16 protein-coding genes are annotated in these 23,687 nt (G+C 64.2%); 5 read left to right on the forward strand and 11 right to left on the reverse strand.

Features of this window, described 5'->3' with window-relative positions; translation table 11 throughout:
• Nucleotides 1–205: 205 nt before the first annotated feature.
• The 11 genes from AMD14_RS10120 to AMD14_RS10170 all read right to left on the reverse strand — a co-directional run bounded on the left by AMD14_RS10120 (nt 206) and on the right by AMD14_RS10170 (nt 15,735).
• A complete protein-coding gene (locus tag AMD14_RS10120) occupies nt 206–2,995 on the reverse strand; it encodes a methyl-accepting chemotaxis protein (RefSeq protein WP_045714575.1) in 2,790 nt (929 codons plus the stop codon).
• A 71-nt stretch (nt 2,996–3,066) separates the two neighbouring features.
• The gene (locus AMD14_RS10125) at nt 3,067–5,244 is read right to left on the reverse strand and encodes a methyl-accepting chemotaxis protein (RefSeq protein ID WP_005931838.1); all 2,178 of its coding nucleotides are present in this window, start codon (nt 5,242–5,244) and stop codon (nt 3,067–3,069) included.
• Between the two features lie 523 nt (nt 5,245–5,767).
• The gene (locus AMD14_RS10130; RefSeq protein ID WP_011051219.1) at nt 5,768–6,301 is read right to left on the reverse strand and encodes a hypothetical protein; all 534 of its coding nucleotides are present in this window, start codon (nt 6,299–6,301) and stop codon (nt 5,768–5,770) included.
• 319 nt (nt 6,302–6,620) lie between these two features.
• Nucleotides 6,621–8,906, reverse strand: a complete 2,286-nt coding sequence (locus AMD14_RS10135) for a methyl-accepting chemotaxis protein (RefSeq protein WP_015463128.1) — start codon at nt 8,904–8,906, stop codon at nt 6,621–6,623.
• Nucleotides 8,907–9,145: 239 nt separating this feature from the next.
• Nucleotides 9,146–11,152, reverse strand: a complete 2,007-nt coding sequence (locus tag AMD14_RS10140; protein WP_011051221.1) for a chemotaxis protein CheA — start codon at nt 11,150–11,152, stop codon at nt 9,146–9,148.
• Between the two features lie 33 nt (nt 11,153–11,185).
• Nucleotides 11,186–11,551, reverse strand: coding sequence for a response regulator (locus tag AMD14_RS10145; RefSeq protein ID WP_002806565.1), 366 nt, complete (start codon nt 11,549–11,551; stop codon nt 11,186–11,188).
• A complete protein-coding gene (locus AMD14_RS10150) occupies nt 11,548–11,856 on the reverse strand; it encodes an STAS domain-containing protein (protein WP_003489692.1) in 309 nt (102 codons plus the stop codon). The genes AMD14_RS10145 and AMD14_RS10150 overlap by 4 nt, the downstream gene beginning before the upstream one ends.
• Nucleotides 11,857–11,958: 102 nt before the next feature.
• Nucleotides 11,959–13,233 carry a chemotaxis protein CheW gene (locus AMD14_RS10155; RefSeq protein WP_011051222.1) on the reverse strand — a complete coding sequence of 425 codons (1,275 nt, stop codon included), beginning with the start codon at nt 13,231–13,233 and terminating at the stop codon, nt 11,959–11,961.
• Nucleotides 13,230–14,012 carry a ParA family protein gene (locus AMD14_RS10160; protein WP_003489696.1) on the reverse strand — a complete coding sequence of 261 codons (783 nt, stop codon included), beginning with the start codon at nt 14,010–14,012 and terminating at the stop codon, nt 13,230–13,232. The genes AMD14_RS10155 and AMD14_RS10160 overlap by 4 nt, the downstream gene beginning before the upstream one ends.
• Nucleotide 14,013: 1 nt before the next feature.
• Nucleotides 14,014–14,988, reverse strand: a complete 975-nt coding sequence (gene motD / locus AMD14_RS10165; RefSeq protein ID WP_005922751.1) for a flagellar motor protein MotD — start codon at nt 14,986–14,988, stop codon at nt 14,014–14,016.
• Between the two features lie 6 nt (nt 14,989–14,994).
• Nucleotides 14,995–15,735, reverse strand: a complete 741-nt coding sequence (locus AMD14_RS10170; protein ID WP_005914940.1) for a flagellar motor protein — start codon at nt 15,733–15,735, stop codon at nt 14,995–14,997.
• Nucleotides 15,736–16,593: 858 nt separating this feature from the next.
• Between AMD14_RS10170 and AMD14_RS10180 the strand changes: the two genes are divergently transcribed.
• The 5 genes from AMD14_RS10180 to AMD14_RS10200 all read left to right on the forward strand — a co-directional run bounded on the left by AMD14_RS10180 (nt 16,594) and on the right by AMD14_RS10200 (nt 23,663).
• Nucleotides 16,594–19,749, forward strand: a complete 3,156-nt coding sequence (locus tag AMD14_RS10180; protein ID WP_171843837.1) for a TonB-dependent receptor — start codon at nt 16,594–16,596, stop codon at nt 19,747–19,749.
• Between the two features lie 237 nt (nt 19,750–19,986).
• Complete coding sequence (locus tag AMD14_RS23235; protein ID WP_011051224.1) at nt 19,987–20,505, forward strand: hypothetical protein; 519 nt, start codon at nt 19,987–19,989, stop codon at nt 20,503–20,505.
• Nucleotides 20,444–21,292 carry a serine/threonine-protein kinase gene (locus AMD14_RS10185; RefSeq protein WP_011051225.1) on the forward strand — a complete coding sequence of 283 codons (849 nt, stop codon included), beginning with the start codon at nt 20,444–20,446 and terminating at the stop codon, nt 21,290–21,292. Before AMD14_RS23235 ends, AMD14_RS10185 begins: the two co-directional genes overlap by 62 nt.
• A 9-nt stretch (nt 21,293–21,301) precedes the next feature.
• On the forward strand, nt 21,302–22,456 hold the full coding sequence (locus AMD14_RS10190) for a hypothetical protein (RefSeq protein ID WP_011051226.1): 1,155 nt from the start codon (nt 21,302–21,304) through the stop codon (nt 22,454–22,456).
• Nucleotides 22,457–23,246: 790 nt separating this feature from the next.
• A complete protein-coding gene (locus AMD14_RS10200; RefSeq protein WP_011051227.1) occupies nt 23,247–23,663 on the forward strand; it encodes a SymE family type I addiction module toxin in 417 nt (138 codons plus the stop codon).
• The last annotated feature ends 24 nt before the right edge of the window (nt 23,664–23,687 follow it).

The raw sequence follows: 23,687 nt of genomic DNA on the forward strand, positions 1-23,687 counted from the left end.
GCTGCTGCGGTGGGGCGCAGGCAATCGATGTCATCCACCCTAACGGCAACGCTGCATGATTCTTGATGCGCGTCGGACGGGCGGAAGGGCAGGGCATGCGCAGCGCGCCCAGATGCGCCATGCCGGATGCAGCTGTGGAATGCAGGTAACGCTGCGTACGTACGGTGACGCTTGTGTACGCTTGCATCCACTGCGCACGGGGCGGTTAGAAATCCTGCCACTGGCTGTCGTTAACGGCAGTGCCGGACGACTTGCCCACGGACTGACGCAGCGGTGTCGCTGCGCGCTTGCCGCGGGCAGGTGCCGGCTTGGTGGTGGCCACCGCGCGCACCGCTGGTGTGCCAGTGGGCGCAGCCAACACCGGTTTGACTGCATGGTTGAGCCTGAAGACCGCCACCGCCTCGGTCAGCTGGCCAGCCTGTTCTTCCATCGCACGCGCTGCGGCAGTGGCTTCTTCCACCAGCGCGGCATTTTGCTGCGTGGCTTCATCCATCTGCGTCACGGTGAGGTTGACCTGCTCGATGCCGGACGATTGTTCCTGCGACGCGGCGGAGATTTCGCCCATGATGTCGGTGACGCGCTGCACGCTGGCCACGATCTCGCTCATGGTGGTGCCGGCCTGATGCACCAGCGACGCGCCTTGTTCCACCTTGCTCACCGAATCGTCGATCAGGTGCTTGATCTCCTTTGCAGCACCAGCCGAACGTTGCGCCAGCGTGCGCACTTCCGAAGCGACCACGGCAAAGCCGCGGCCCTGTTCGCCGGCACGCGCCGCTTCCACGGCGGCATTCAAGGCCAGGATATTGGTCTGGAATGCGATGCCATCGATGACGCTGATGATCTCGGCGATTTTCTTGGACGAGGTCTCGATGCCCGACATCGTGGTGACGACCTGCGCCACCACCGAACCGCCGTGCGATGCCACGTCGGCCGCGCCGATGGCCAGCTGGTTGGCCTGACGCGCGTGCTCGGCATTCTGTTTGACGGTGGAGGTGAGTTCCTCCATCGAGGCTGCGGTTTCTTCCAGATTGGCGGCCTGTTGTTCGGTGCGCTGGGAGAGATCGTTGTTGCCGGCAGCAATTTCGCTGGCGGCTGCGCTGATCTGCGTGGCCGAGGTCTGGATGCCGGAGACAATGCCGGTGAGCTGCGCCACCGTGGCGTTGGCATCGTCGCGCATGCGGGCGAACACGCCCTGGAAATCGCCGTCCATGCGTACGGTGAGGTCGCCTTCGGCCAGCGCACTGAGCAGGCTGGAAATCCGTTCCAGGCTCAGCGAGGTGGTTTCCAGCAGGCCATTGAGCTGGCGGCCGAATTCCAGGTAGAACCCGTGCTTGTCTTCCAGCGCCAGGCGCTGGCCGAAATCGCCCATCAAGGCGGACTGCACCAGTTCGGCCACTTCCTGCTGCGTGCTGACTTCGGCACTGATATTGCGCCACAGCAGCATGCTGCCGCTGCGGCGGCCATCGGGGGCGTACAGCGGGGTCATGGTCAGATCCAGTGTCACCGGCCCGAAGCGATAGCGTTCGGTGCTGGTGGACTGCAGCTGACGCAGGCGCTGCGTGCGCGCGGTGCCTTCGCTGTCGTTGCCGAACACGTAGTCCATCGGCTTGCCGACCACCGCATCGGCACTGAAGCCGGTCTGGCCCTTGGCATGGAAGGCGGGCTCGCCCTGCTTGAACGAGGTGTGCAGCGCTTGGGTGATGAACACCGCGTTGTGCTGTTCGTCGGCCAGCAACACTTCCATTTCCGAGTGTTCCAGTGCGGTGCGGATGCGCAGGTTTTCGTTGGCGACCTGCGCATCGCGCTCGATGCGCTCGCGCAGGTCGCTCTGCATGCGTTGCATGGCGCCCATCAGGCGGCCCACTTCGTCCTGGCGCTGCACGGTGATCTGGTTGTCGAGCTTGCCCGAGGCGATCGCATCGGCCACGTGCGCGGCGGCCTCCAGCGGCCGCACCACCTGGCGACGCAGCAGCGCGAACAGCGCCACGCTGAGCACCAGCGCCGAACCAAGGCCGACGGCAAGGATGGTCCACAGCAGGTGATGCGCCTGCTGCATGATCGTGGCATACGGCACCACCACGCCCAGCGCGAAGCGCTCCTGCGCCTTGCCGATCTGTAGCGGAACGTAGGCGCTGACTGCGCCGTCTGCATCGGGGGTGAAATCCAACGCGTCCTTGCCGACCTTGATCGCCTCCAGCATGGTGCGGTGGCGTGCGTCGGTGACCTGCTTGCCTATACGCGTGGTGTCGTGCGATGCCAGCACCACGCCGGCGGGCGACAGCAGTTCGACATAACCGTCCTGCATCGGGCGCAAGGCGCCAAGGCGCTGCTGCAATGCCGCCAGTGCCACGTCCACGGTGACCGCGCCCAGATACTTGCCGTCCTGCAGGATCGGCGTGGACAAAGTAGTCATCAGCACGGTCTTGCCGCCGATCTTGTAATCGTAGGGTTCGGCCACGGTCTGCCGCAGCAGCGCCCGCGGTTTCAGATTCCAGTCGCCCAGGCCGGGGGTTTCGTAATCGGTGAGCGGCTCGCGGACCAGTGTCTGGTCGCTGCGTCCCCAGTAGGTCATGAAGCGGCCGGTGGCGTCGTGGCCCGTAGCATTGGCGAATGCGCTGTCCTTGCCATCGAAGGCCTGCGGCTCCCACAAGGTGCCCATGCCGACCCACTCGGGGTGATCCAGCAATTGGTCGTGCACCACGGCTGCGGCACTGTCGCGGCTGATGCCGCCATTGGCGCGTTGCACCAGCAAGGTGGTGGCCAGCGATTGGCCGGTCGTCAACGCCTGGCCAAGGTCGCTGCCGATCTGCTCGGCCTGGTAGCGCGCGGCATTTTGCATCGTGGCCTGCGCTGAGGCGCTCAATGCGCGACTGCTTTGCCAATAGGTGATGGCCGCGGTCAAACCGAAGCACAGCGAGGCAATGACCGCCGTACCGAACATCAGGCGGTACGCCAGGCGTCCGCTGAAACGTGAGTGGGTGGAAGGCGAGGTCATGGCGTAGCCGCGGAAGGGAAGGGAAAGGGGGGAGCGGAGAAGACAACCCCGCCGTAGCGGGGCGTCTGCGATCAGTGGGCGGCCAGCGCAACCCGCGTCGGCGCGCGTGCGCCTGCATGGCCGAATTGGTTGGAGGCGGCAGCGACGATCCGGAAGCTGGACACCGCTTCATCCAGCTGCTGCGCCTGCTGTTGCATGGCATTGGCCGCGGCGGTGGCTTCTTCCACCAACGCCGCGTTCTGCTGGGTGCTCTCGTCCATCTGGGTGACGGTGAGGTTGACCTGTTCGATCCCGGCCGACTGTTCCTGCGAGGCGGCAGAAATTTCGCTCATGATGTCGGTGACGCGCTGCACCGAAGAGACGATCTCGGCCATGGTCTTGCCGGCCTGATCCACCAGCAGCGAGCCCTCGGAAACCTTGCCCACCGAATCGTCGATGAGGTGCTTGATCTCCTTGGCCGCACTGGCCGAACGCTGGGCCAGCGTGCGTACTTCCGAGGCGACCACCGCGAATCCGCGGCCTTGTTCGCCGGCACGTGCGGCTTCCACCGCAGCATTCAACGCCAGGATATTGGTCTGGAAGGCGATGCCGTCGATGACGCTGATGATCTCGGCGATCTTCCTGGACGAGGTCTGGATGCCGGACATGGTGTCCACCACCTGGCTCACCACCTGGCCGCCCTGCGAGGCCACGCTGGCGGCGCCGATCGCCAACTGGTTGGCCTGACGCGCGCTTTCGGCATTCTGCTTGACGGTGGAAGTGAGCTCCTCCATCGAGGCGGCGGTTTCTTCCAGACTGGCGGCCTGCTGTTCGGTGCGCTGCGACAGATCGTTGTTGCCGGCGGCGATTTCGCTGGCCGAGCCGGTGATGGAACTGGCGGCCTGCTGGATGCGCCCCACGATGCCGGCCAGCTGGGTGGCCGTGGCGTTGGCGTCGTCGCGCATGCGCGCGAACACGCCATGGTACTGGCCGTCCAGGCGCGCGGTGAGGTCACCTTCGGCCAGGGACGCCAGCAGCTCGGACAGCTTGCCCAGGTTGCGGTCGCTGACCTCCATCATCGCGTTGAGGTCGTTGATCATGCGCGCCGAGTCGTGCTTGAAGCGCGTCGCATCGCCGCGCTGACTGAAGTCGCCGTTGGCCGCGGCCTGGGCCAGGCGTTTGATCTCGGTGTTGATCGCCAGCAGGCTGGCCTTGGCTGCGTCCATCGCTTCATGCAGCACCGCGCGCGTGCCGGGCAGGCGCGCGGCATTGCGCGACAGGTCGCCTTGCGCATACTCGTTGAGGATGCCGATCGCATCGACGATGGCATCCAGGTGCTCGAAGATCATCGTGTTGATGCCGGTGGCCAGCTCGCCGTAGACGCCCGGGAAATCGGTCGGCATGCGGTGGGTGACATCGTCGCCGGCATGCATGTGCACCATCACCTTGGTCTGCGCGGAGAAGCGCTCCAAGGTGTGAACCATCTCATCGGTCGCCTTGAGCATCTGGCCGATTTCATCGGTGCCGTGTTCGGCGGTACGCACGCTCAGGTCGCCGCGCGCCACACCCTTGATGGCTGCCAGGGCCCGCGACACCGGCTCCAGGATGGAGTTGCCGATCATCCAGCCCACCAGCAGATTGATCAGCACCAAGGCGCCTCCGGCGATCGCAACGATGCCGGTGAAAACCAGCGCCTGCGATTGAGTGTCGTCCAGGTACACGCCGGTGCCGATCACCCAGCCCCACGGCTTGTACAGCGCCGCGTACGAGGTTTTCTGCACCGGATCCTTCTGCCCTGGCTTGGCCCAGGTGTAATCGACATAGCCGCCGCCGGCCTGCGCTGCGGTGACGAACGCCGGAAACACGCGCTTGCCGTCCGGGCTGAGCACATCGCTCAACGGCTTGCCGACCAGGTCGGGCCGGGTGGGGTGCATCAGCATCGTCGGCGTCTGGTCGGTGACGTAGATGTAATCCACACCGCCACGTGCGCGCATGGTCGACAGGGTATGCAGCGCACTTTTCTTGGCGGTCTCCACGTCGATCTCGCCCTTTTCGGCGCGCTCGGCGTAGCCATTGACCACTGCAATCGCCATCTCGATCTGGCTCTTGAGCCCATCGCGGCGCGTATCGGTCAGATCGACGTACTGCATGCGTGCGGCGATCACCGCCAACGCAATGATGCCCAGCGCAACCAGAGCAGTCTGGGCGAAGAACTTGCGCTTGAGCGGCACATTGGCCAGCGTTTTTGCAACCGTGGTCTTCAGCGTCATGGCAGATATCCAGCAAAGGAATGTGACCGGCGTAAGTCGAATAGCGACCCGACTCCGAAAATGTTGAGCCGGGCGCACCGCAGGGTTGCGGACGATGTGTGGCGCAGGCCACGTGCGAATGGCCTGACTTTGCTCAGTGCGTTAACCCGCTGGCACGGCGCGTTGCGTACCCGATGCACTGGCAGCGCGTTGGGCATCACAGCGGACCAGGCAGTGCCTGGAAGACATGCTGTGACGTGATCGCCGACGGCGCGCGCAACGGTGGCGGTTGCACTATCGGCGAGCATCGAACGGCTCACATCTGCCTGGCGAATTCATCAGGCAATGTGGTGGAGGCGCTGCGCGTGCAGCATCGAGCATCGGGCACGGCGTGACCCGCAGCGGCAGGCGGCCCGGCGTGCTGTGCAGGCGTTTCGCCGATTACCTCGGCCGCACAGGGCGTGACGGTTCAGCGTGAAGCGCAGCGTACTGCTCGTGATGTTGCCCGGTCGCTCGTGGCCACCGTTGCGTTGCCTGCAGCGGCTCAGTTGCGCTGCGCAACGTTCGCGCTGGCGACCGATTGCTGCAGGCTCTGCAGTTCGGTCCACAAGACATGGCGGGTATCGCCGCTATGGCCCAGCGACAAGGCTTGTGCGTATTGCAGGTCGCCCTCGTGCAGGGCGCGATTGGCCTGGCGGTGCTGTGCCAGATACTTGCCCAGCAGCTGCTGCACCAGCGCGAATTTGCGTGCCTGCTCGCCCTGCGGCGCGGTGGCCTGGAAGTAGCCGGCGTGCCGTGCGATGCGCTGGTGCAGATTGCCCAGACGCTCGTCGTAGGCGTCGATACGCGCCGCATCGTGCCTGGCGGCAAGCTGTGCACGTTGATCGTCGCGCAACTGCGCCAGATCCACCGCCAGCGACTGCAATGCGGTGACCGGCACATTGTCCAGAAGCACCGAGACCGGCGCTGCCGGGGCGGCGAAGGAGGGCGGCAACGAGACGCCGGCAGCCAGCAGCGCGACGGTGAACACACAGCCCAGCACGGTGCGTGCAGAGCGGTTGGAGTTGGCGGTGTGCATGCGGACGTCCTTCGATCTAGCGCGGGCAATGCGGCCCTCAGTGCTTGCTGTATCGGCCGCAAACGCCTGCGCTTGACCGATTTTCGACCAGCGGCACACTTGCATGGGCGTCGCAGCGACTTCCTTTTCCTGCGGGAGAAGCTGGCGCACAGCGCCGGATGAGGGACGCACGCCGCCTCACGCGCCCAACTGCAAGCTGTCGACAACGACACGCGAAAACGCCTTAAGCAGAGTTTCTCGCCAAAAAAGCCCCGACATTGCTGCCGGGGCTTGGGGTGCACGTGCCGCCTGATCCGGCAGCCGTGCAGCTGCAGTGCGCTTAGAACTCCTGCCAGTCCGACTCGCTGTTGCCAGCTGTGGCAGCCACCGGGCGTGGCGTGGCTGTGGCTTTGGCCGCGACACCGGCCGGTGCGGGTGCGCGCTTGGTCGTGGTCGGTTTGGTAGCGCCTGGCTTTGCGGCGGCCAGGCGCAGCGGCGCAGGGCGCTTGGCCGCAGGCGCCACGGCGGCGACCTGCTGGACCTTGAAGATCGACACCGCATCGGACAGCTGACCGGCTTGCTCTTCCATCGCACGTGCCGCGGCGGTGGCTTCTTCCACCAGCGCGGCGTTCTGCTGGGTGGCTTCGTCCATCTGCGTCACGGTGAGGTTGACCTGCTCGATCCCGGCCGACTGTTCCTGCGAGGCGGCAGAAATCTCGCCCATGATGTCGGTGACGCGCTGCACGCTGGCGACGATGTCGGCCATGGTCTTGCCGGCCCGATCCACCAGGACCGAGCCTTCGGCGACCTTGCTCACCGAATCGTCGATGAGGTGCTTGATCTCCTTGGCTGCATTGGCCGAACGCTGGGCGAGCGTGCGCACTTCCGAGGCAACCACGGCGAAACCACGGCCCTGTTCGCCGGCACGCGCCGCTTCCACCGCAGCGTTCAAGGCCAGGATGTTGGTCTGGAAGGCGATGCCGTCGATCACGCTGATGATGTCGGCGATCTTCTTCGACGACACCTCGATGCCGGACATCGTGGTCACCACCTGCGACACCACGCTGCCGCCTTGCGAGGCAACCGTGGCCGCACCGATGGCGAGTTGGTTGGCCTGGCGCGCATGCTCGGCGTTCTGGCGTACGGTGGAGGTGAGTTCCTCCATCGATGCGGCGGTTTCTTCCAGGTTGGCGGCCTGCTGCTCGGTGCGCTGCGACAGATCGTTGTTGCCGGCCGCGATCTCGCTGGCCGCGGTATTGATCGACAGGGTGGCGTGCTGGATGCGCCCAACGATATCGGCAAGTTGCGCCGTGGTGGCATTGGCATCGTCGCGCATCTGGGCGAACACGCCATTGAACTGGCCTTGCATGCGCTCGGTGAGATCGCCCGCGGCGATGGCCTGCAACAGCTTCGACAGCGAGCCGAGGTTGGCATCGGCGGTCGCCATCAGCTGGTTGAGGCTCTCCACCATCGCCTGGAAATCGTACTGGAAGCGCTGCGTGTCGCCGCGCACGCTGAAGTCGCCGTTGGCGGCGGCCTGCGCCAACAGCTTGATCTCGCCGTTCATCGCCGACAGGTTGGCCTTGACGGTATCCATGGTGGAACTGAGCACGGCCTTCTCCCCGGGCAGGCGGTCCATGTCCTGACTGAAGTCGCCGATCGCATAGTGCGACATGATCTGCGCGAGTTTCATCTTGACTGCGATATGCGAGCCGACCAGGCTGTTGGTGTCGCGCACCATGGTGCCGTAGTCGCCTGGAAACGCATCGTGTTCCATGCGATAGCTGATTTGGCCGGCATCGTGGCGCTTGGCCATTTCCGATTGCGCTGCGAGCACGGCCTGCAGTTGCCGCTGCATGCCTTCCATGCTGTGCAGCAGTTGCCCGGCTTCGTCGCGGCTGTCGACGTGGATGGCGTTATCCAGTTTGCCCTGTGCGATGGCACTGGCCACCCGCGTGGCGCGACCGAGCGGGCCGGCGATGCTGCGGGCGATGAACCAACCGGAAAATGCAGCCAGCAGCACGAACAGCGCCATCGCCACGAGCATGACGTGCACCGAACGCCGGTAGGTTGCCTCGGCCTGCGCGATCTCGCTGTCCATGTGGGCAACGTTGAACTTGGTCAGCTCCACCAATTTTGCGAACAGGTCGCGCCGCGCCGGACGCGATTGCTCGTCGGAAACGCGATTGGCAGTGACCAGATCGCCGGCACGCACCGCGGCGCTGAGCGCAGCATTGGCCTTGTAGTAATCGGACAGTTTCAGTTTGACCTCGTCGTACAACTCGGTCTCTCTACCTGCCGTGGTGGTCTTGGCGTAGGCGTCCTGCGCCGTCGCGACGTCGGCGCGCGCCTTGTCCATGCGTTCGAAATAATTCTGCACCGCCTTCGGATCGTCGGCGTGCGCCAGCTGAGCGAGTTCGTAGGTGCGGAATTCGCCGAGCAATGCGCGCATTTCGCTCAGTTGCTGCACGGCCGGTGCCCACACGGTGCCGATCTCGCGCAACAGATGCGCGCTCGATTGCATGCGCGCAAGCGCAAACCCGCCCAGGCTCAGGGTGATCAATGCGGTAAATGAAAACGCCACGGCCAACTTGCGGGCGACGGCAAGATTGCGGAACCAGTTCATCGTGTCTTCCCGTATTGCAGAGACGACTGGCCTCGTGGCGCCCGCCAGCAGGTAGGCAAAGACGTGGCGAAGTCGACAGATCCGGACAAAGGGCCAGAATCTACCGTCGGTCGTGTCGGGACGGACGGGTGTTGCTGATGCCGGCAGTCCCCATACTGCCGGCGATCGCTCCAGCAACCATCGTGCGTCGATGGCGTGGCGGAGTCTTGCGCCGCGGCATCCACGCCGCGGCGACTGCATTACGCGGCTTGCGGCACCTTGAGCGAGCGCACCAGACCGCCGATGTCCACGATCAGCGAAACCCGCCCATCGCCGAGGATGGTGGCGCCGGAAACGCCCGGAATGCGCCGGTAATTGTTCTCGATGTTCTTGACCACCACCTGCTGCTGGCCGAGCAACTCGTCCACTTCCAGCGCGATCTTCTGGCCGTCGCCTTCGACCACCACCACCAGCGATTCCTTGGAGGACTGCTGCCCGCCGAAGCCGTAGTAGTTGGTGAGCGAGAGGATCGGCAGATATTCGCCACGCACCCGCAGTACCCGACCGTCGCCGGCCATCGCACGGACGTCTTCTGGTGCCGGCTGCAGGGCTTCGAGCACGTAGGACAGCGGCAGGATCAGGGTTTCGCCGGCGACCGACACGGTCATGCCGTCCAGGATGGCCAGGGTCAGCGGCAGACGGATCAACACGCGGGTGCCGCTGCCGGCATTGCTTTCCAGCTGCACTTCGCCACCCAGGCCCTGGATGTTGCGGCGGACCACGTCCATGCCCACGCCACGACCGGACAGGTCGGTCACCGCATCGGCGGTGGAGAAGCCCGGTGCGAAGATCAAGTCCCACACCTGCGCATCGGTCGGGTTGTCCGGCACGGCGATGCCGCGCTCGGCCGCTTTTTCCAGGATCTTGGCGCGATTGAGGCCACGGCCGTCGTCGCTGACTTCGATCACGATGTGGCCGCCCTGGTGCGAGGCCGCCAGGGTAATCGTGCCGGTTTCGTCCTTGCCGGAGGCGCGGCGCGCATCGGGCATTTCCAGGCCATGGTCGATCGAGTTGCGCACCAGGTGCACCAACGGATCGGCAATCTTCTCGATCAACCCCTTGTCCAACTCGGTACTTTCGCCAATGGTGCGCAGGCGCACCTGCTTGCCGAGGCGGCTGGAGAGGTCGCGCACCAGGCGCGGGAAGCGGCGGAACACCGCATCGACGGGCAGCATGCGCACGCCGATGACCGCTTCCTGCAGATCGCGGGTATTGCGTTCGAGCAGATCCAGGCCGGCGAACAGTTGTTCGGCATGCGCTGGGTCCAGACCGGTGGAGACCTGCTTGAGCATGGCCTGGGTAATCACCAGCTCGCCGACCAGGTTGATCAATGCATCGACCTTGTCGACGCTGACGCGGATCGAGCTTTCAGCTTCGGCAGCGGCGGCCTTGGCCGGTGTCGCCGCGGCGGCAGGTTCGGCAACGGCACTCGGTGCGGCAGCGACCGCTGCAACCGGTGCGGCACCCGGAGCGTCCACGGCCAGGCTCGGCGGCGGGCCGGGCACCGCCATTGGGCGGATGTCCAGCTCGCAATCGTCCACCACCCAGGCGAAGGTGTCTTCGATCTTGCTGCGCGGAATCTTGCCGATCAGGCCCAGGTCCCACGCCAGATACGCTTCCAGCGGGTCGATGTTCTCAAAGCCCGGCATGCGCTCCAGACGCGCGGCGATCTGCAGCGGGCCCAGGTGTTCGAGCTCGCGGATGATGCGCAACGGGTCGTTGCCGCTCATGAACAGCGACGGCGCCGGGGTGAAACCGATGTGCCAGGCTTCGGGTTCTTCTTCCTTCGGCTTGGCGACCGCTGCGGCCGCCGGCGCTTCGCCAGCAAGCACGGCATTCAACCGGGTGTGCACGGCCTTGACCGCAGCCGGGTCGGCCGGGGTGCCGTGTTCGGCTTCGCGCAACAGGGCGCGCAGCACGTCGACCGAGCCAAGCATGGCATCGACCGCATTGGGTTCGAGCTGGCGCTTGTTGGAGCGCAGCTCGTCCAGCAGCGTCTCCAGCACGTGGGTCAGGCCGGCGACGGCGTCGAAGCCGAAGGTGGCGGCGCCGCCCTTGATCGAGTGCGCGGCGCGGAACACCGAGTTGATGATTTCCGGGTCGCGGTTGCCTTCTTCAAGCGACAGCAGCCCAGCCTCCATCGCGTCGAGCCCTTCACGGCTTTCCTCGAAAAAGGTGGCGTGGAAACGTTGCAGGTCCATGCTCATGGGCGTGAAATCCGAAGCTGAAGCGAGAAGGGTTTAACCGAGAACTTTCTGGACGGTGGCGATCAGCTGTTCTGGATTGAACGGCTTGACCAGCCAACCGGTGGCGCCGGCGGCCTTGCCTTCGGATTTCTTGTCGGCCGCCGACTCGGTGGTGAGCATGAGCATGGGGGTGAACTTGTAGTCCGGCAGCTGGCGCAGCTCGCGGATCAGCGAGATGCCGTCCATGTTGGGCATGTTCACGTCGGTGACCACCGCATTGAAGCGCTGGCCCTTCGCGCGGCCCAGCGCAACGGCGCCGTCTTCGGCTTCTTCGACGGCAAAGCCGGCAGAGGTGAGGGCGAAAGAGACCATCTGGCGCATCGACGCCGAATCGTCCACCACCAAGATACGTGCGCTCATGCGGCGTTCTCCACAGATTTCAGGTTGTCATTGGATGCCGGGAGTCCGAGCGCGTCGGTGACGCCGAGCAGACGCGCTGCATCCCTAAAAGTGTCGTTGCAGCCATCGAATTCGGTGTGCAGGCCGGCCTGGCGGCGGCTTTGCACAAAGGCGCAGAGCAACTGCACGCTGGCGGTGTGGATGCGCCGGACTTCACCGGCGTCAAGCACCAGGTCGCCGTCCTGGGTGAGGAATCCGGCAAGCTTTTGCTTGAGGTCGGCGCTGGTCTCGATGCCGAGATCCTCACCCAATGTCACTGTGCTCATTGTTGCTCCGAACGGATGGTTCTATGCGTACTAACGGCGGGGGGCGGAAAAGCTTTAACGGTGAATCGTCGTGCGTGCAGGTGCGGGCAAGCTAGGCGCGCATCAATGCAGCAGATGGGTGGCATCGAGCAGGATCATCGGCTGATGGCCAAGACGTGCGACACCGCGGAACAGGTTGTTGTAGATGCGGCACAGGCGCGCGTTGTCCGGCGGCTCGATCTGCTGATCGGTGAGGCTGGTGACGTCTTCCACGGCCGACACGCGCAGGCCCATGGTTTCGCCGTTTTCTTCCAGGACCACCACGCGGGTCTGCAGATCCATGTCCACCGGCGAGGAGCCCAGGTGGATGCCCAGATCGATCACCGGGACCACCTGGCCGCGCAGGTTCATGATGCCGAGCATGGCGCTGGGCGTGCCGCGCAGCGGCAGCAGCGGCACCGGCAACACCACTTCCTGCACCTTGAGCAATTCCAGCGCATAGGTCTGTTCGCCGCAGCGCAGACGCAGCCAGCGGGTGCTGCGTTCGCTGGCGCGGCGTTCGGCGTGAATCTTGTCGGCCTGGCCAGGCGCCAGCAGTGCCTGCAGCCCGGTCGGTGCCGGAGCGCGTGCCGGCGCGGGTGCTGCACGCGGGGGCAGGGCGGGCGCTGGGACCGGGGCTGGTGCGAGCGCCGCGACCGGTGCAGCCTCCAGTCCGAAGGCGGGGTCGGCATCCATTTCTGCCAGCAGATCTGCGGTGATCAGGTCCACTGCGGTGGGTGCGGCTCCGAACGCCGGGTCGGCATCCATTTCGGCCAGAAAGTCGGCGGCGATGTCGGCAGCGCTGGGCGCGGCGTTGACCGGCGGAGCGAACGCCGGGTCGGCATCCATTTCGGCCAGAAAGTCGGCGGCGATGTCCGCAGCGCTGGGTGCGGCCTTGACCGGCGGAGCGAATGCCGGGTCGGCATCCATTTCGGCCAGAAAGTCGGCGGCGATGTCGGCGGCGCTGGGTGCGGCCTTGACCGGCGGAGCGAATGCCGGGTCGGCATCCATTTCGGCCAGAAAGTCGGCGGCGATGTCGGCAGCGCTGGGCGCGGCCTTGACCGGGGGGGCGAATGCCGGGTCGGCGTCCATTTCTGCCAGGAAATCGGCGGCGATCGCATCGGCGCTACGCACCGCGGCAATCGCGTTGGAGGTGGCAGCCTCGGAGACAGTAGCGGCTTCGGGAAGTGCGGCCGTCTCGACCGGCGGCTCGGCCAGCGCGAGATCGGCATCCGCAATTGGCGGCGTATCGACCGTCGCTGCGGTGGCCGCGGGCGGGGCGACGATCTCCACGCCCGCATCGTGCAGCAGGCCTTCCAGATAATCGTCCAATTCACCGTTGGCGGTGGAGTTGCTCATGCGGCTTGCTCCATACGCATCGCGTCATCGGCCAGCACCCATTCCAGCGCGCGGCGATACGCGGACAGACCGCGGCCCTGATAGTCGCCGCCAACGGCAGGCACGGTCAGGGCGGCGGCGTTGCAGATTCGGGTATCCACCGGCACCGCGTCTTCCCAGACGACCGGGCCGTAGGTGGCCTGCATTTCCTTCAGCGTTTCGGTGCCGGCGCGGGTGCGGCGGTCGAACAGCGTGGGTAGGATCGACACCGGCAGCTCGCGGCGACGCGAACGCTGCACCATGTCGGCAGTGCGCACCATGCTGGCCAGGCCATGCAGGGCAAGCGGCTCGGCCTGGGTCGGCACCACGACACGGTCGCAGGCGGCCAGAGCGTTGATCATCAGCAGGCCCAGGGTCGGCGGGCAATCCAGCAGGATGTAATCGTGCTGGCCGGCATGCCGGGTCATGGCGTTCTGCAGCGCCAGGCCCAGGCCGGGCTGGTTGGCGCTGCGGCGTTCCAGCGTGGCCAATGCGGCTTGCGCGCATACGTACGACAGGCCTGGGATGCTGCTTTCATGCGCCAGGCTGGCCAGGTCGCTCGGCGGGGTGCCGAACAGGTCCAGCACCCCGCGCGGCGGCGGGTCGATCGCCACGCCGAAGGCGCGGGTGAGCGAGGAGTGCGGATCGAGGTCGATCAACAAGACCCGGTGGCCGAGCGCGGCCAGGCCGCGACCCAATGCCAGCGTCGTGGTGGTCTTGCCGACGCCGCCCTTTTGGTTGGCGATTGCCCAGATACGCATGTCACTGCACTCCTTGAATTACGGCGGGGACGGAACTTGTGCCGCTTTCGGTGGTGACGGCCGTTTGGCCGCCGTCAGACTTGGGAAGCTTGGGCGCCCCGGCGGCGGTCGCATTTAATTGCGATGGCGGATCGGGTGCGAGTGAGCCAGCCGAGTCAGCGAGGATGATCAACACCACACGCCGGTTCGCATTCCGTCCCGCCTCAGTGCTGTTATCGGCACGTGCGCGGAATTCTCCATAGCCCACCATCGCCAATCGTTGCGGGGCGATGCCGTCGTCGGCGAACAGGTGCACCACGCTGGCCGCACGCGCCGCCGACAGTTCCCAGTTGGAGGGAAATTGCGCGGTGGCGATCGGCTGGTTATCGGTATAACCCTCCACGCGCACGCCATTGGGCGCCTCGCGCAGCACCGCGGCCAGCGTGGACAACGTCCCGCGGGCGCGGCCGGCCAGGGTGGCCGAGCCGGTGCCGAACAGGATGTCGCTGTTGATCTCCACCTCGATCCACAGATCGTTGCGGCGGATGGTGATGAGTTGCTTGTCGATCAGCGGGGCCAGCGTCTTGCTCAGCTGCTGCTCCACTGCATCCATCTGCCGCTGTGCGCGCGCCAGTTGCGCCTGGTTGCGCAGCGACACCGGCATGCGCATCTGCGCGGCCATCGACGGCAGCAGGGTAGGGTCGGTCGGGCCATTGGAGGCCGCCATCGGCGCCCCGGCCTTGATCACGGATGGGCGGTCGTAATCGGCGCCCAGGCTCTGGGTCTTGCCCAGCTGCACCGGGCTGGCCTTGTTCGACGAGCCACCGAAGGCGCTGGTCAGCGCTTGCGCCATGACCTTGTATTTGCCTTCGTTGAGCGAAGAGATGGCGTACATCACCACGAAGAACGCCAGCAGCAGCGTCATCAGATCGGCATACGGAATCGCCCACGCTTCGTGGTTGCCATGTTCTTCGTGGTGTTTGCGACGACGGGCCATAACGAGCTAATGCAAGTAGCCTGCCAATTTCGATTCGATGTTGCGCGGGTTCTCGCCCTGGGCGATCGCGATCAGGCCTTCGATCGCCATTTCGCGCTCGTTGGTGCTGCAATGGATCACGCTCTTGAGCTTGGCAGCGACCGGCAGGAACAGCAGGTTGGCCGAGGCGATGCCGTAGATGGTGGCGGTGAATGCCGCCGCGATGCCGTGCCCGAGCATGGCCGGATCGGCCAGGTTCTTCATCACCGCCATCAGGCCCAGCACCGCGCCGATGATGCCCAGCGTGGGCGCATAGATGCCCATGCCCTCGAATACCTTGGCCGCGGCAAGATCCTGGCGCTCCTGGTTGTCCACTTCGATTTCCAGCATGTTGCGCATGGCTTCCGGCTCCACGCCATCGACCAGCATCTGCAGGCCTTTGCGCAGGAAGGCATCGTCCTGACGCGGCAATTGGTCTTCCAGGCCCAGCAGGCCCTGGCGACGGGCGATATTGCTCCACTCGACGATACGCGCCACCAGTTGCGGGCGATCGCTGGCCGGCGGCTGGATGACCCAGCGCAGGATCTTGAACGCGCGCCGGAAAACCGCCGGCGAGGTGTGCAGCAGGATCGCGGCCACCGTGCCGACGATGACGATCACGAAGGCAGCCGGCGACCACAGCGACGAAATGCCGGCACCTTTCAACACGCTGCCGCCCACGATCGCCACGATCGCCAGCACCAGTCCGATTACGCTGAGTCTGTCCATGCATGCGGTATCGGCCCAGGCCCGGCGGACTTGATAGGTGCGCCCGGTTGGCGCGCCAGAAAGTTGTCGTTCTGGGGAATGGGTCTGCGAACTGCCGACTTCGTTGGGGGCAAGAGCGCGGCCGGGGACCGGTTCCTCGGCTCGAAAGACATCCTGTCCGACTCGCCGTCGCGGCACATTCCCGTGCCGCTCTCCGCCGATCTCCGGCCACGCTGCTGCTTCGGCACGTTACTGATGTGATTTCGCGGAGTCCTGAGTCCGGCGCGGAACTAAAGCCCCTCTCCCGCCGGGAGAGGGGTTGGGCGAGGGTACGTCCAGGCGCGGACTGTTGATTGCGGCTTCGGTGGGCGGCGCGAACGTGCCCGGGAATTGGCTCTTCGGCGCGGCAGACATCCTGTCCGACTCGCCGTCGCGGCACATCCCTGCCATGGCGATGGCAGCCAAGCAGCGCGTGGCGGGACATGTCCTGGAGTGCGTCAACACACGCATGTCGACCCCGTATATCGCTGAGCTCGGTTGCAAATAACGGGGAATGTGCAAGCGCTTCGGTAAACCGCTTGCGCCCGGTTGCGGGCGAGGGCGTTTTGCGGGCGGCCATCGAGCTGCTGCTGCTGCCGCCAGCCTGTACCGTGCCGCGCGCAAGCGTGGCGAGCCCGACCGCTCGTGGTGACGCTTGCAACGCCGCGGGCCTGCTGCGCGGCAGAATGCGCTGGCGCATGGGCTGTGCTACTTAGCTTCCCACTGCATTAGAACGATCTAATCGCATCCGCGCAGGAGGGAGAGAAGGTAAGGGAAACCGGGCGCCGCAACGGTGCCGGATATTTTTGCGTTACGTCGCGCGGCGTTCTGGTCCGATCGTTGGATCGATACAAAGCCGCCGAGGCCGATCACCATTGGGAGAGCACGATCGAAATGAACTGCACGCCATTCGCACGCAACCGCAGCACGCTGTACGCCGGTATCGCCATCGCCTTGTTCGCGAGCGCCGCCTCTACCTCCGCCGCCGCCCAGCAGGCCGACGGCACGCCGGCGCCCACGGACCAGGCCGCGGTGCAGGCCACGGACCTGGACGCGGTGACGGTGACCGGCTACCGCTACGCGATCGAGAAGAGCCTGGAGCAAAAGCGCAACGCCAACGCCGTGGTCGATGTGATCACCGCCGAGGACGTGGGCAAGTTCCCCGACAAGAACGTGGCCGATGCGCTGCAGCGCGTGCCTGGCGTGGTCATCAGCCGCGACGGCGGCGAAGGGAAGAACGTCAGCGTGCGGGGCCTGTCCTCGGAGCTGGTGCTGACCGAATTGAACGGCAACTACATCGCCACCGCCGAGTCCAACGGCGACCCGACGCGCTCGTTCAACTACACGTTGCTGCCATCGAACCTGCTGGGCAGCGCAGAGCTGTACAAGACCCCGGAAGCGCGCATCGACGAAGGCGGCATCGGCGGCACGGTGATCCTGCAGACGCGGCGCCCGCTGGAACTGGAGCCACATTCCGGCTTCGTCTCGGCAGAGGGCACCTGGTCGGATACCAGCAAGAAGACCGACGGCCAGTTCTCCGGCTCCTACTCGTGGCACGACAAGGACAACCGCTTCGGTGTCTTCGTTGGCTACACGCAGCAGAAGCGCACCGCGCGCACGCTCAATGCCAGTACCGAGAGTTGGCAGTGGTACGGCCGCGACGAAGGCGGCCCGGCGGTCGACGTGAATGGAAATCGGTCGGACTTCAACGCCAACTGGTGGGGCGGCACCGGTTTCTGGAACCAGGACGGCAATTACTACACCGGTTTCATGATGCCGACGGCGGTCAGCCTGGAGGCCAAACGCGAGGAGCGCGAGCGCAAGGGCGGGCAACTGACCTTGCAGTTCAAGCCCACCGACGACCTGACCCTGACCGCCAACTACTTCCGCTTCGACCTGTCGCAGGACTCGCAGACCAACACCATCAAGATTCCCGAGTGGAACATCGCGCGCTATTACGGCGACGGCAACTGGCGCGGCGGCCGTCTGCTCGACGGGCTGCAGTTCGATCCCAGCGGCACGATCGTCACTGGCGCTGCCTATAGCCTGCGTCCGGGCAAGACCTACTATTGCAGCGAGGCGCAGGCCGCCGCGGCCGGCCTGCCGCCGGGTGGCTGGGGCTCGGACGACTGCACGGTGCCGACGCCGCAGATCACCGGCAGCTACAACATCGAAAAATCGCAGTCGCAGACGGTGGACCTGGGCGGCGAATGGCGTGGCGAGCAGGTGGACGTAGCGTTCAAGGCCGGCCGCACCTGGGCCAAGGGCGGGCCGGAGCTGCAGTTTTCCCTGCCGATCAAGCCGCGCCTGCAGAACGCCGACGGCAGCTGGACCAATGGCAACTTCGCCAGCGCCTGGGACCTGACCGGCACCCCAAGCATGACCTTCTCGCCGGAGCTGATGCAGAACCTGCGCGACGGCATCCTGCAGGTCGACCTGGGCTCGACCGGCTCGTCCTGGACCCGCAACACCAACCAGCAGCAGTACGCGCAGATCGATACCACCTGGCATTTCGACGGCGAGGTCTTCGACTCGCTGCAGTTCGGCATCAAACGCCGCGACGGCGGCATCCACCGCAATACCGGCAACAACTACTGGGTATGCCCCGGCACCGACCCGGGCGACTACGACAACCGCTACTGGAACGGGCGCTGCAATGCCATCGCCACGCAGTTCTCGCCGGGCCTGCTGTTCGCGCAGGACAACCTGGCCGGTGGCGTCAACGCCAGCGCGTTCCCGGCGATCAACTTCCCGGGCTACATCGGCTACTTGAACCAAACCTACGGCGCGATGCAGACCCGTAGCGAAGACAACTTCGTCTACAACGTCGACGAAGAGATCTATTCCACCTACCTGCAGCTCAACTTCCACACCGAGCGGCTGCGTGGCAACGTCGGCGTGCGAGTGGCGCGCACCGGCCAGCGTGCCGATTCCACCGACAAGGTGACCGCCTACAACGACTATTTCTTCGACGGCGCCGACGGCAATCCGCTGGCCTGCCAGCAGGGCGCCGCCACGCCCGGCGGCGCCCCGGCCGACACCTATTGCGGGACCGAAGGCTATTGGCGTTTGGCCGACAGCGTGCAACGCACTGAGTCGTTCGTGGTGAGCGGGCTGGACCGCAACTACACCGACGTGCTGCCGAGTTTCAACCTGGCCTACGACCTGACCGAGAACCTGCTGCTGCGCGCGGCGGCCTCGAAAGTGATCGCACGCCCCAGCTACAACGACATCGCCGCGCCTGGCAGCCTGGAGTTCTACAGCCCCGAGTACGTGGCCGACCGGCGCCTGACCGGCGGTGCCAGCGAGCAGGGCTGGTACGGCTCGGGCAGCAACAAGAACCTGGAGCCGTACAAGGCCAACCAGTTCGACCTGGGGCTGGAATGGTATTTCCACCCGGGCTCGGTGGCGGGTGTGGGACTGTTCCGCAAGAACGTGGAGAACTTTGCGGTCGACGTGATCAGCGACGTCAACATGATGGTTGACGGGCAACTGGTCACCGTGCAGAACTACAGCACCCAGGCCGGCGGCCAGGATGCGGTCTCGCAGGGTGTGGAGCTCTACGCGCAGCACACGCTGCCATTCGGTCTCGGTGTGCAGTTCAACTACACCTACAACGATGCCAGCAAGGCCGCGGTGCGGCTGGAGGACGGTACCGAGGCCGGCAAGACCTCCATGCCGGGCAGCGCCAAAAACCAGACCAACCTCACCGTGTTCTACGAGACCGACAGCCTGCTGCTGCGCGCCTCGTACAACCGGCGCGGCGAGTTGGTGCAAGGCCTGGTCAACGGGTTGAACGTCTTTGAGGAGCCGTACTACCAGATCGACGTGAACGCGGCATACAACATCACCCCGGCACTCAGCCTCACCGCCTCGGTGTTGAACCTGACCAAGCAGGAGTTCCGCTCGCACCTGGGCGACGACACCCGCGCCCGCTTCTACACCGGCGGCTACGCAGGCCGGCTGGCGTACCTGGGGCTGACCTACAAGTTCTAGACCCAACGTGTCGCGCCCATGCCTGCCGCGTGGCGGTATGGGCGCGATGGTTCGGTGACGGCTGGGTTGTAGTGGAAGTGAACCTGGAATCGTTATTTCGATAGTGTGGTCGATGTGGGGTGCTTGTTTCCTAGGCCTCCTACTGTTGGCGTATGCGCTGGTTTGCCTTACCGAACGGGCTGCCGCTAGTTGGCCAAGTATTGGTAAACTACACAACAGTAGTCAGTGAAGCGCCTCATGTCTCAAGCCACTGCCCCAGCGATAGACCGTGACGATTTTTCAACCGAGTCAGACTTTGTCGACAGCTTCGTAGGTAAGCTATCGAAGGGTCGTACATCGTTTGGAAAGGTAGAAATCACCAAGGAATGGGATCACCGCGCTGGGGTCGTTGATGTTCTCGCTCGGCATCGGCGCAAGACACTAGTAGCCTTCGAAGCCAAGTTAAATAATTGGAAGCGAGCATTTCATCAGGCATATCGCAGCACTGCTTACGCCAACAAGTCATATGTGATCGTTCCTGCACATGTGGCCGCTAGAGCGCTGAGGAACCGAGACGAGTTTGAATTACGGGGGGTGGGACTGTGTTCATTCGATGGAAAATCCGTGGAGGTGCTCATCGAGGCCTCCGAACAGGACGCACTACTGACCTGGCTGCGGGCGCAAGCGCACGAGCATTTCGATTCGCTAAAAGATGATGAGCGCGCAGCTAAATCTAGATCTGGTTGCCGAGCAGCTGTGTCAGCAATGCGGATTTGAATTCAAAGGATTGTTGGGCAAAGGGGCATTCAAGAGCGCCTATCTTTCTGTCCACAAGTCGTATCCATTCGCGCTTAAGATTGCTGCGATAGCGGGTGATGCTAACCGCCTTGTGCGTGAGGCCGATGCGCTCAAGGAGTGCTCGCATGCATCGGTTGCGAAACTTCTGCAAGCATTCTCCTATGCGCACGGAACCCACCACCTGTGGGTCGTCTATGAGGAATACTTGGGCGGCGGAACGCTTGAGGCACGCCTTAAGCTAGGCGCTCTGCCTCCAGCAGTTGTCCGAGCTCTCGGTGTACGGCTAGCAGAAGTCTTGGAACATCTTGAAAGTAAGCGACTTGTTCACCGGGACATCAAGCCCGCAAACATCATGTTCCGCGATGATAGGGACCCCCACCCCGTACTAACGGATTTCGGAATTGTGAGAATGTTGGATCAGCCAACTCTCACGCATGCCTTCATGCAAATGGGGCCGGGAACGCCTGCATATGCAGCCCCTGAGCAGCTAACCAACGACAAAGCACTCATTGACTGGAGAACTGACCAGTTCGGGGTCGCCATAGTGCTGGCAGAATGCCTTCTTGGACATCACCCGTTCCTTGAGCCGGGAAAAACTATAAATGACGCCATCATTAGTGTAGCCGCGAAACACGAAATGCCGGCTACAAATGCTCAGCGCCTTACCGCAATGGGGTTCGGCTGCATAACTAGGGCGCTCAAACCGTGGCCCGTTTCCAGATACCGCAGGCCTTCCGATTTCATCAAATCATTGACCCAAGCCTAGGAGAAATCAATGGCGTCCTATCTGCAGTTCGGCCACGATTCCTGGAACCTCCTAGAGGAAGCTGACATCGGCGCCTATACCGGGCTAATCCTCAGCCCGGTCAACGATGGACCTACAGACGTTCAAACTCGACTTGCTCGCCTAGGTACTCTGCGCGATAGGCTTGAGGTGATCCTTGACCCGCAAATGTATAACCCTGCGGTCGAAAAAGGAAAGATGGACCAATGGTCCTACTTTCCGGCCGATTTTGCGACAGCCGATCATGCAGATATCGGCTGGTGGACAACGCGCACGCGCGCGATTGTTGATGAAGGAGCCCGTCTCGGCGTAGATGCGGTGTGCTCCCCAGCGTTGTTTCCGAGAGCATTTACGGACGACTATTACTCCTTGATGGTAGAGGTCGCTGACGCGACTAAGCAGTACGCAGATCAGCATGAAATCCAGACGATGCTGACAGCCGTAGTGAGCTTGCGTGACCTCGCGAACCCAACAAGGGCGATGGCTATCGCATCGATCCTTTCGCGAAGTTCCTGCGAACGCGTCTACCTCACGTTTGTAAATGAGGATGTGCCACCACGTGAGCCCCTGAAGGATGGCGCTGGCATTCCCACTGCCGTGCATCTTGTGCGTCTCCTTTCTGCGGAGATGCGAGTGCATGTTGCCTTCGTGAGTCATGACTTGATTCTGTGGAAGCTCGCTGGAGCAACCGACATCTCCACAGGAAAATTCATGAATCTACGGCGCTTCTCCCCTGGGCGATGGCAGGACGAAGAAGCTGGGGGACGGCAAGTGGCCTATTGGAACGAAGGGCCCTTGCTAGCTCGATTGCGGGAGGCTGACGTGGCGTTGCTACTTCGTCATGGATGGTTCGAAGGCAGGGATATGTCCGGCAACCCATCGGAAGCGCGAATCTTGGAAATCATCCGCGGTGGTACTCGTACTGCCTGGCTGAAGCTATCCTGGATGCAGTACCTGCGATGGGCTAGTAACATGGAAGCTCTATGGCACGGCAATCCCACTCTCGCTGAGGCCTCGTTGGACACCGCTGACCGGAATTGGAGTGAGATTGTCGACCGACGGAAGCTCCTCTTCCAAGATAGATTCAATAACGGTGACCATGTCCGCGCATGGATGAATGCCGTTCGGGAAAGCCGAATTCGGTGAAGTGGAACTTGTATTTAAGTGACATCCAATGGTTAAGAAGTAACGGCTCGAAGTAACGGTTCCAGGTTCACTTCCACTGCAGCCTGGCAGTCGCCAAACCACGCGCCTATGCCTGAAACGCGGCGGTATGGGCGCGACGCTCCCGCGCTCGCATCGGACCGTGAAGGGTCAGGTGCACTTAATCAGGCGAGGGCGCTCGGCTTGCGTGGCCCGTATGGAACTGCTTCAGCGGCGCACACAGCCGCGCGAGACCCGCCAGCGTGTCTTGACACGCCAGACCGTGTACTTGCAATCTAGTCCCAAGGAGCGTCGAAACTCCTCTAAGAGCGGTACCCACCTCCGTCAAACCGGTGGGTTTTTTGTGCCTGCATCCTGCAGGTACAAGCCGATGCGATGCCTGCGTCGGGAGGGCGGCTAATACAACACCCGCAAGGGGAATACGCCCGCCGGCTCTTAGCGGTTTCGAACCTCCCGACATCCCGTCGCCGTTGGCGGCGGTTCTTGGGTTGTTCCAGGAGGGCGTTGCCATGTCTACCGCACCATCCATGCTGGCATCTGTGCCGGTTGATCTGTTGTCAGCCTCCGCTCACCGCCCGCGATGGGATGTGATCGAAATGCTGCGTCGGCTTGCCGCACGCGCGGTTGTTGAGCAGGCGCGCGAGCATCCCGCACATTCGCTGAGTCGCCGGTTCGATATGTTGCCGCACACCTCCAGCCGCCGGTTCGCACGCAGGGCCGTGGCGTTGCAGCAGCGCGTTGCCGCATCCACCATCCACCACCGGGAGGCGCCATGACACGCCGCCGCCCACCCACGGCATCTGCCAGCGCACGGCCCACCCGCACGCGTGCGCGCCCCACGCCGCCTAAGCGGGTGCAGTGGGTTGTTGTGGAACCCGACCGCACCAAGCTGCCACCGATGCTGCCGCCCGACCCGGACGCCTCCCCGCAAGGCCCCGGCACGCTACGCGCACCCCGCCGCGCCCGCCGCCCGCGCCAATGCACCGTCAGCTACACCCATTACCCCGGCGCCCACGACCACGCCGGCGACCAGCACGTGCCCCACGTCCGCCTCAGCGGCCTATGGCTGGAACAACTGGGCTTCGCCATCGGCACAAAACTGCGCATCACCGCCAGCGAAGGGCAACTGCTGATGGAGGTGTTGCCGCCGGTGGAGACGCCGGCCAAGGCGCGCAACGTGCGGCGATGATGCTGCGGCTGCCAGACCCCTTGC

The sequence above is a fragment of the Xanthomonas citri pv. citri genome (assembly GCF_000961215.1).
Taxonomy (GTDB): Bacteria; Pseudomonadota; Gammaproteobacteria; order Xanthomonadales; family Xanthomonadaceae; genus Xanthomonas; species Xanthomonas cissicola.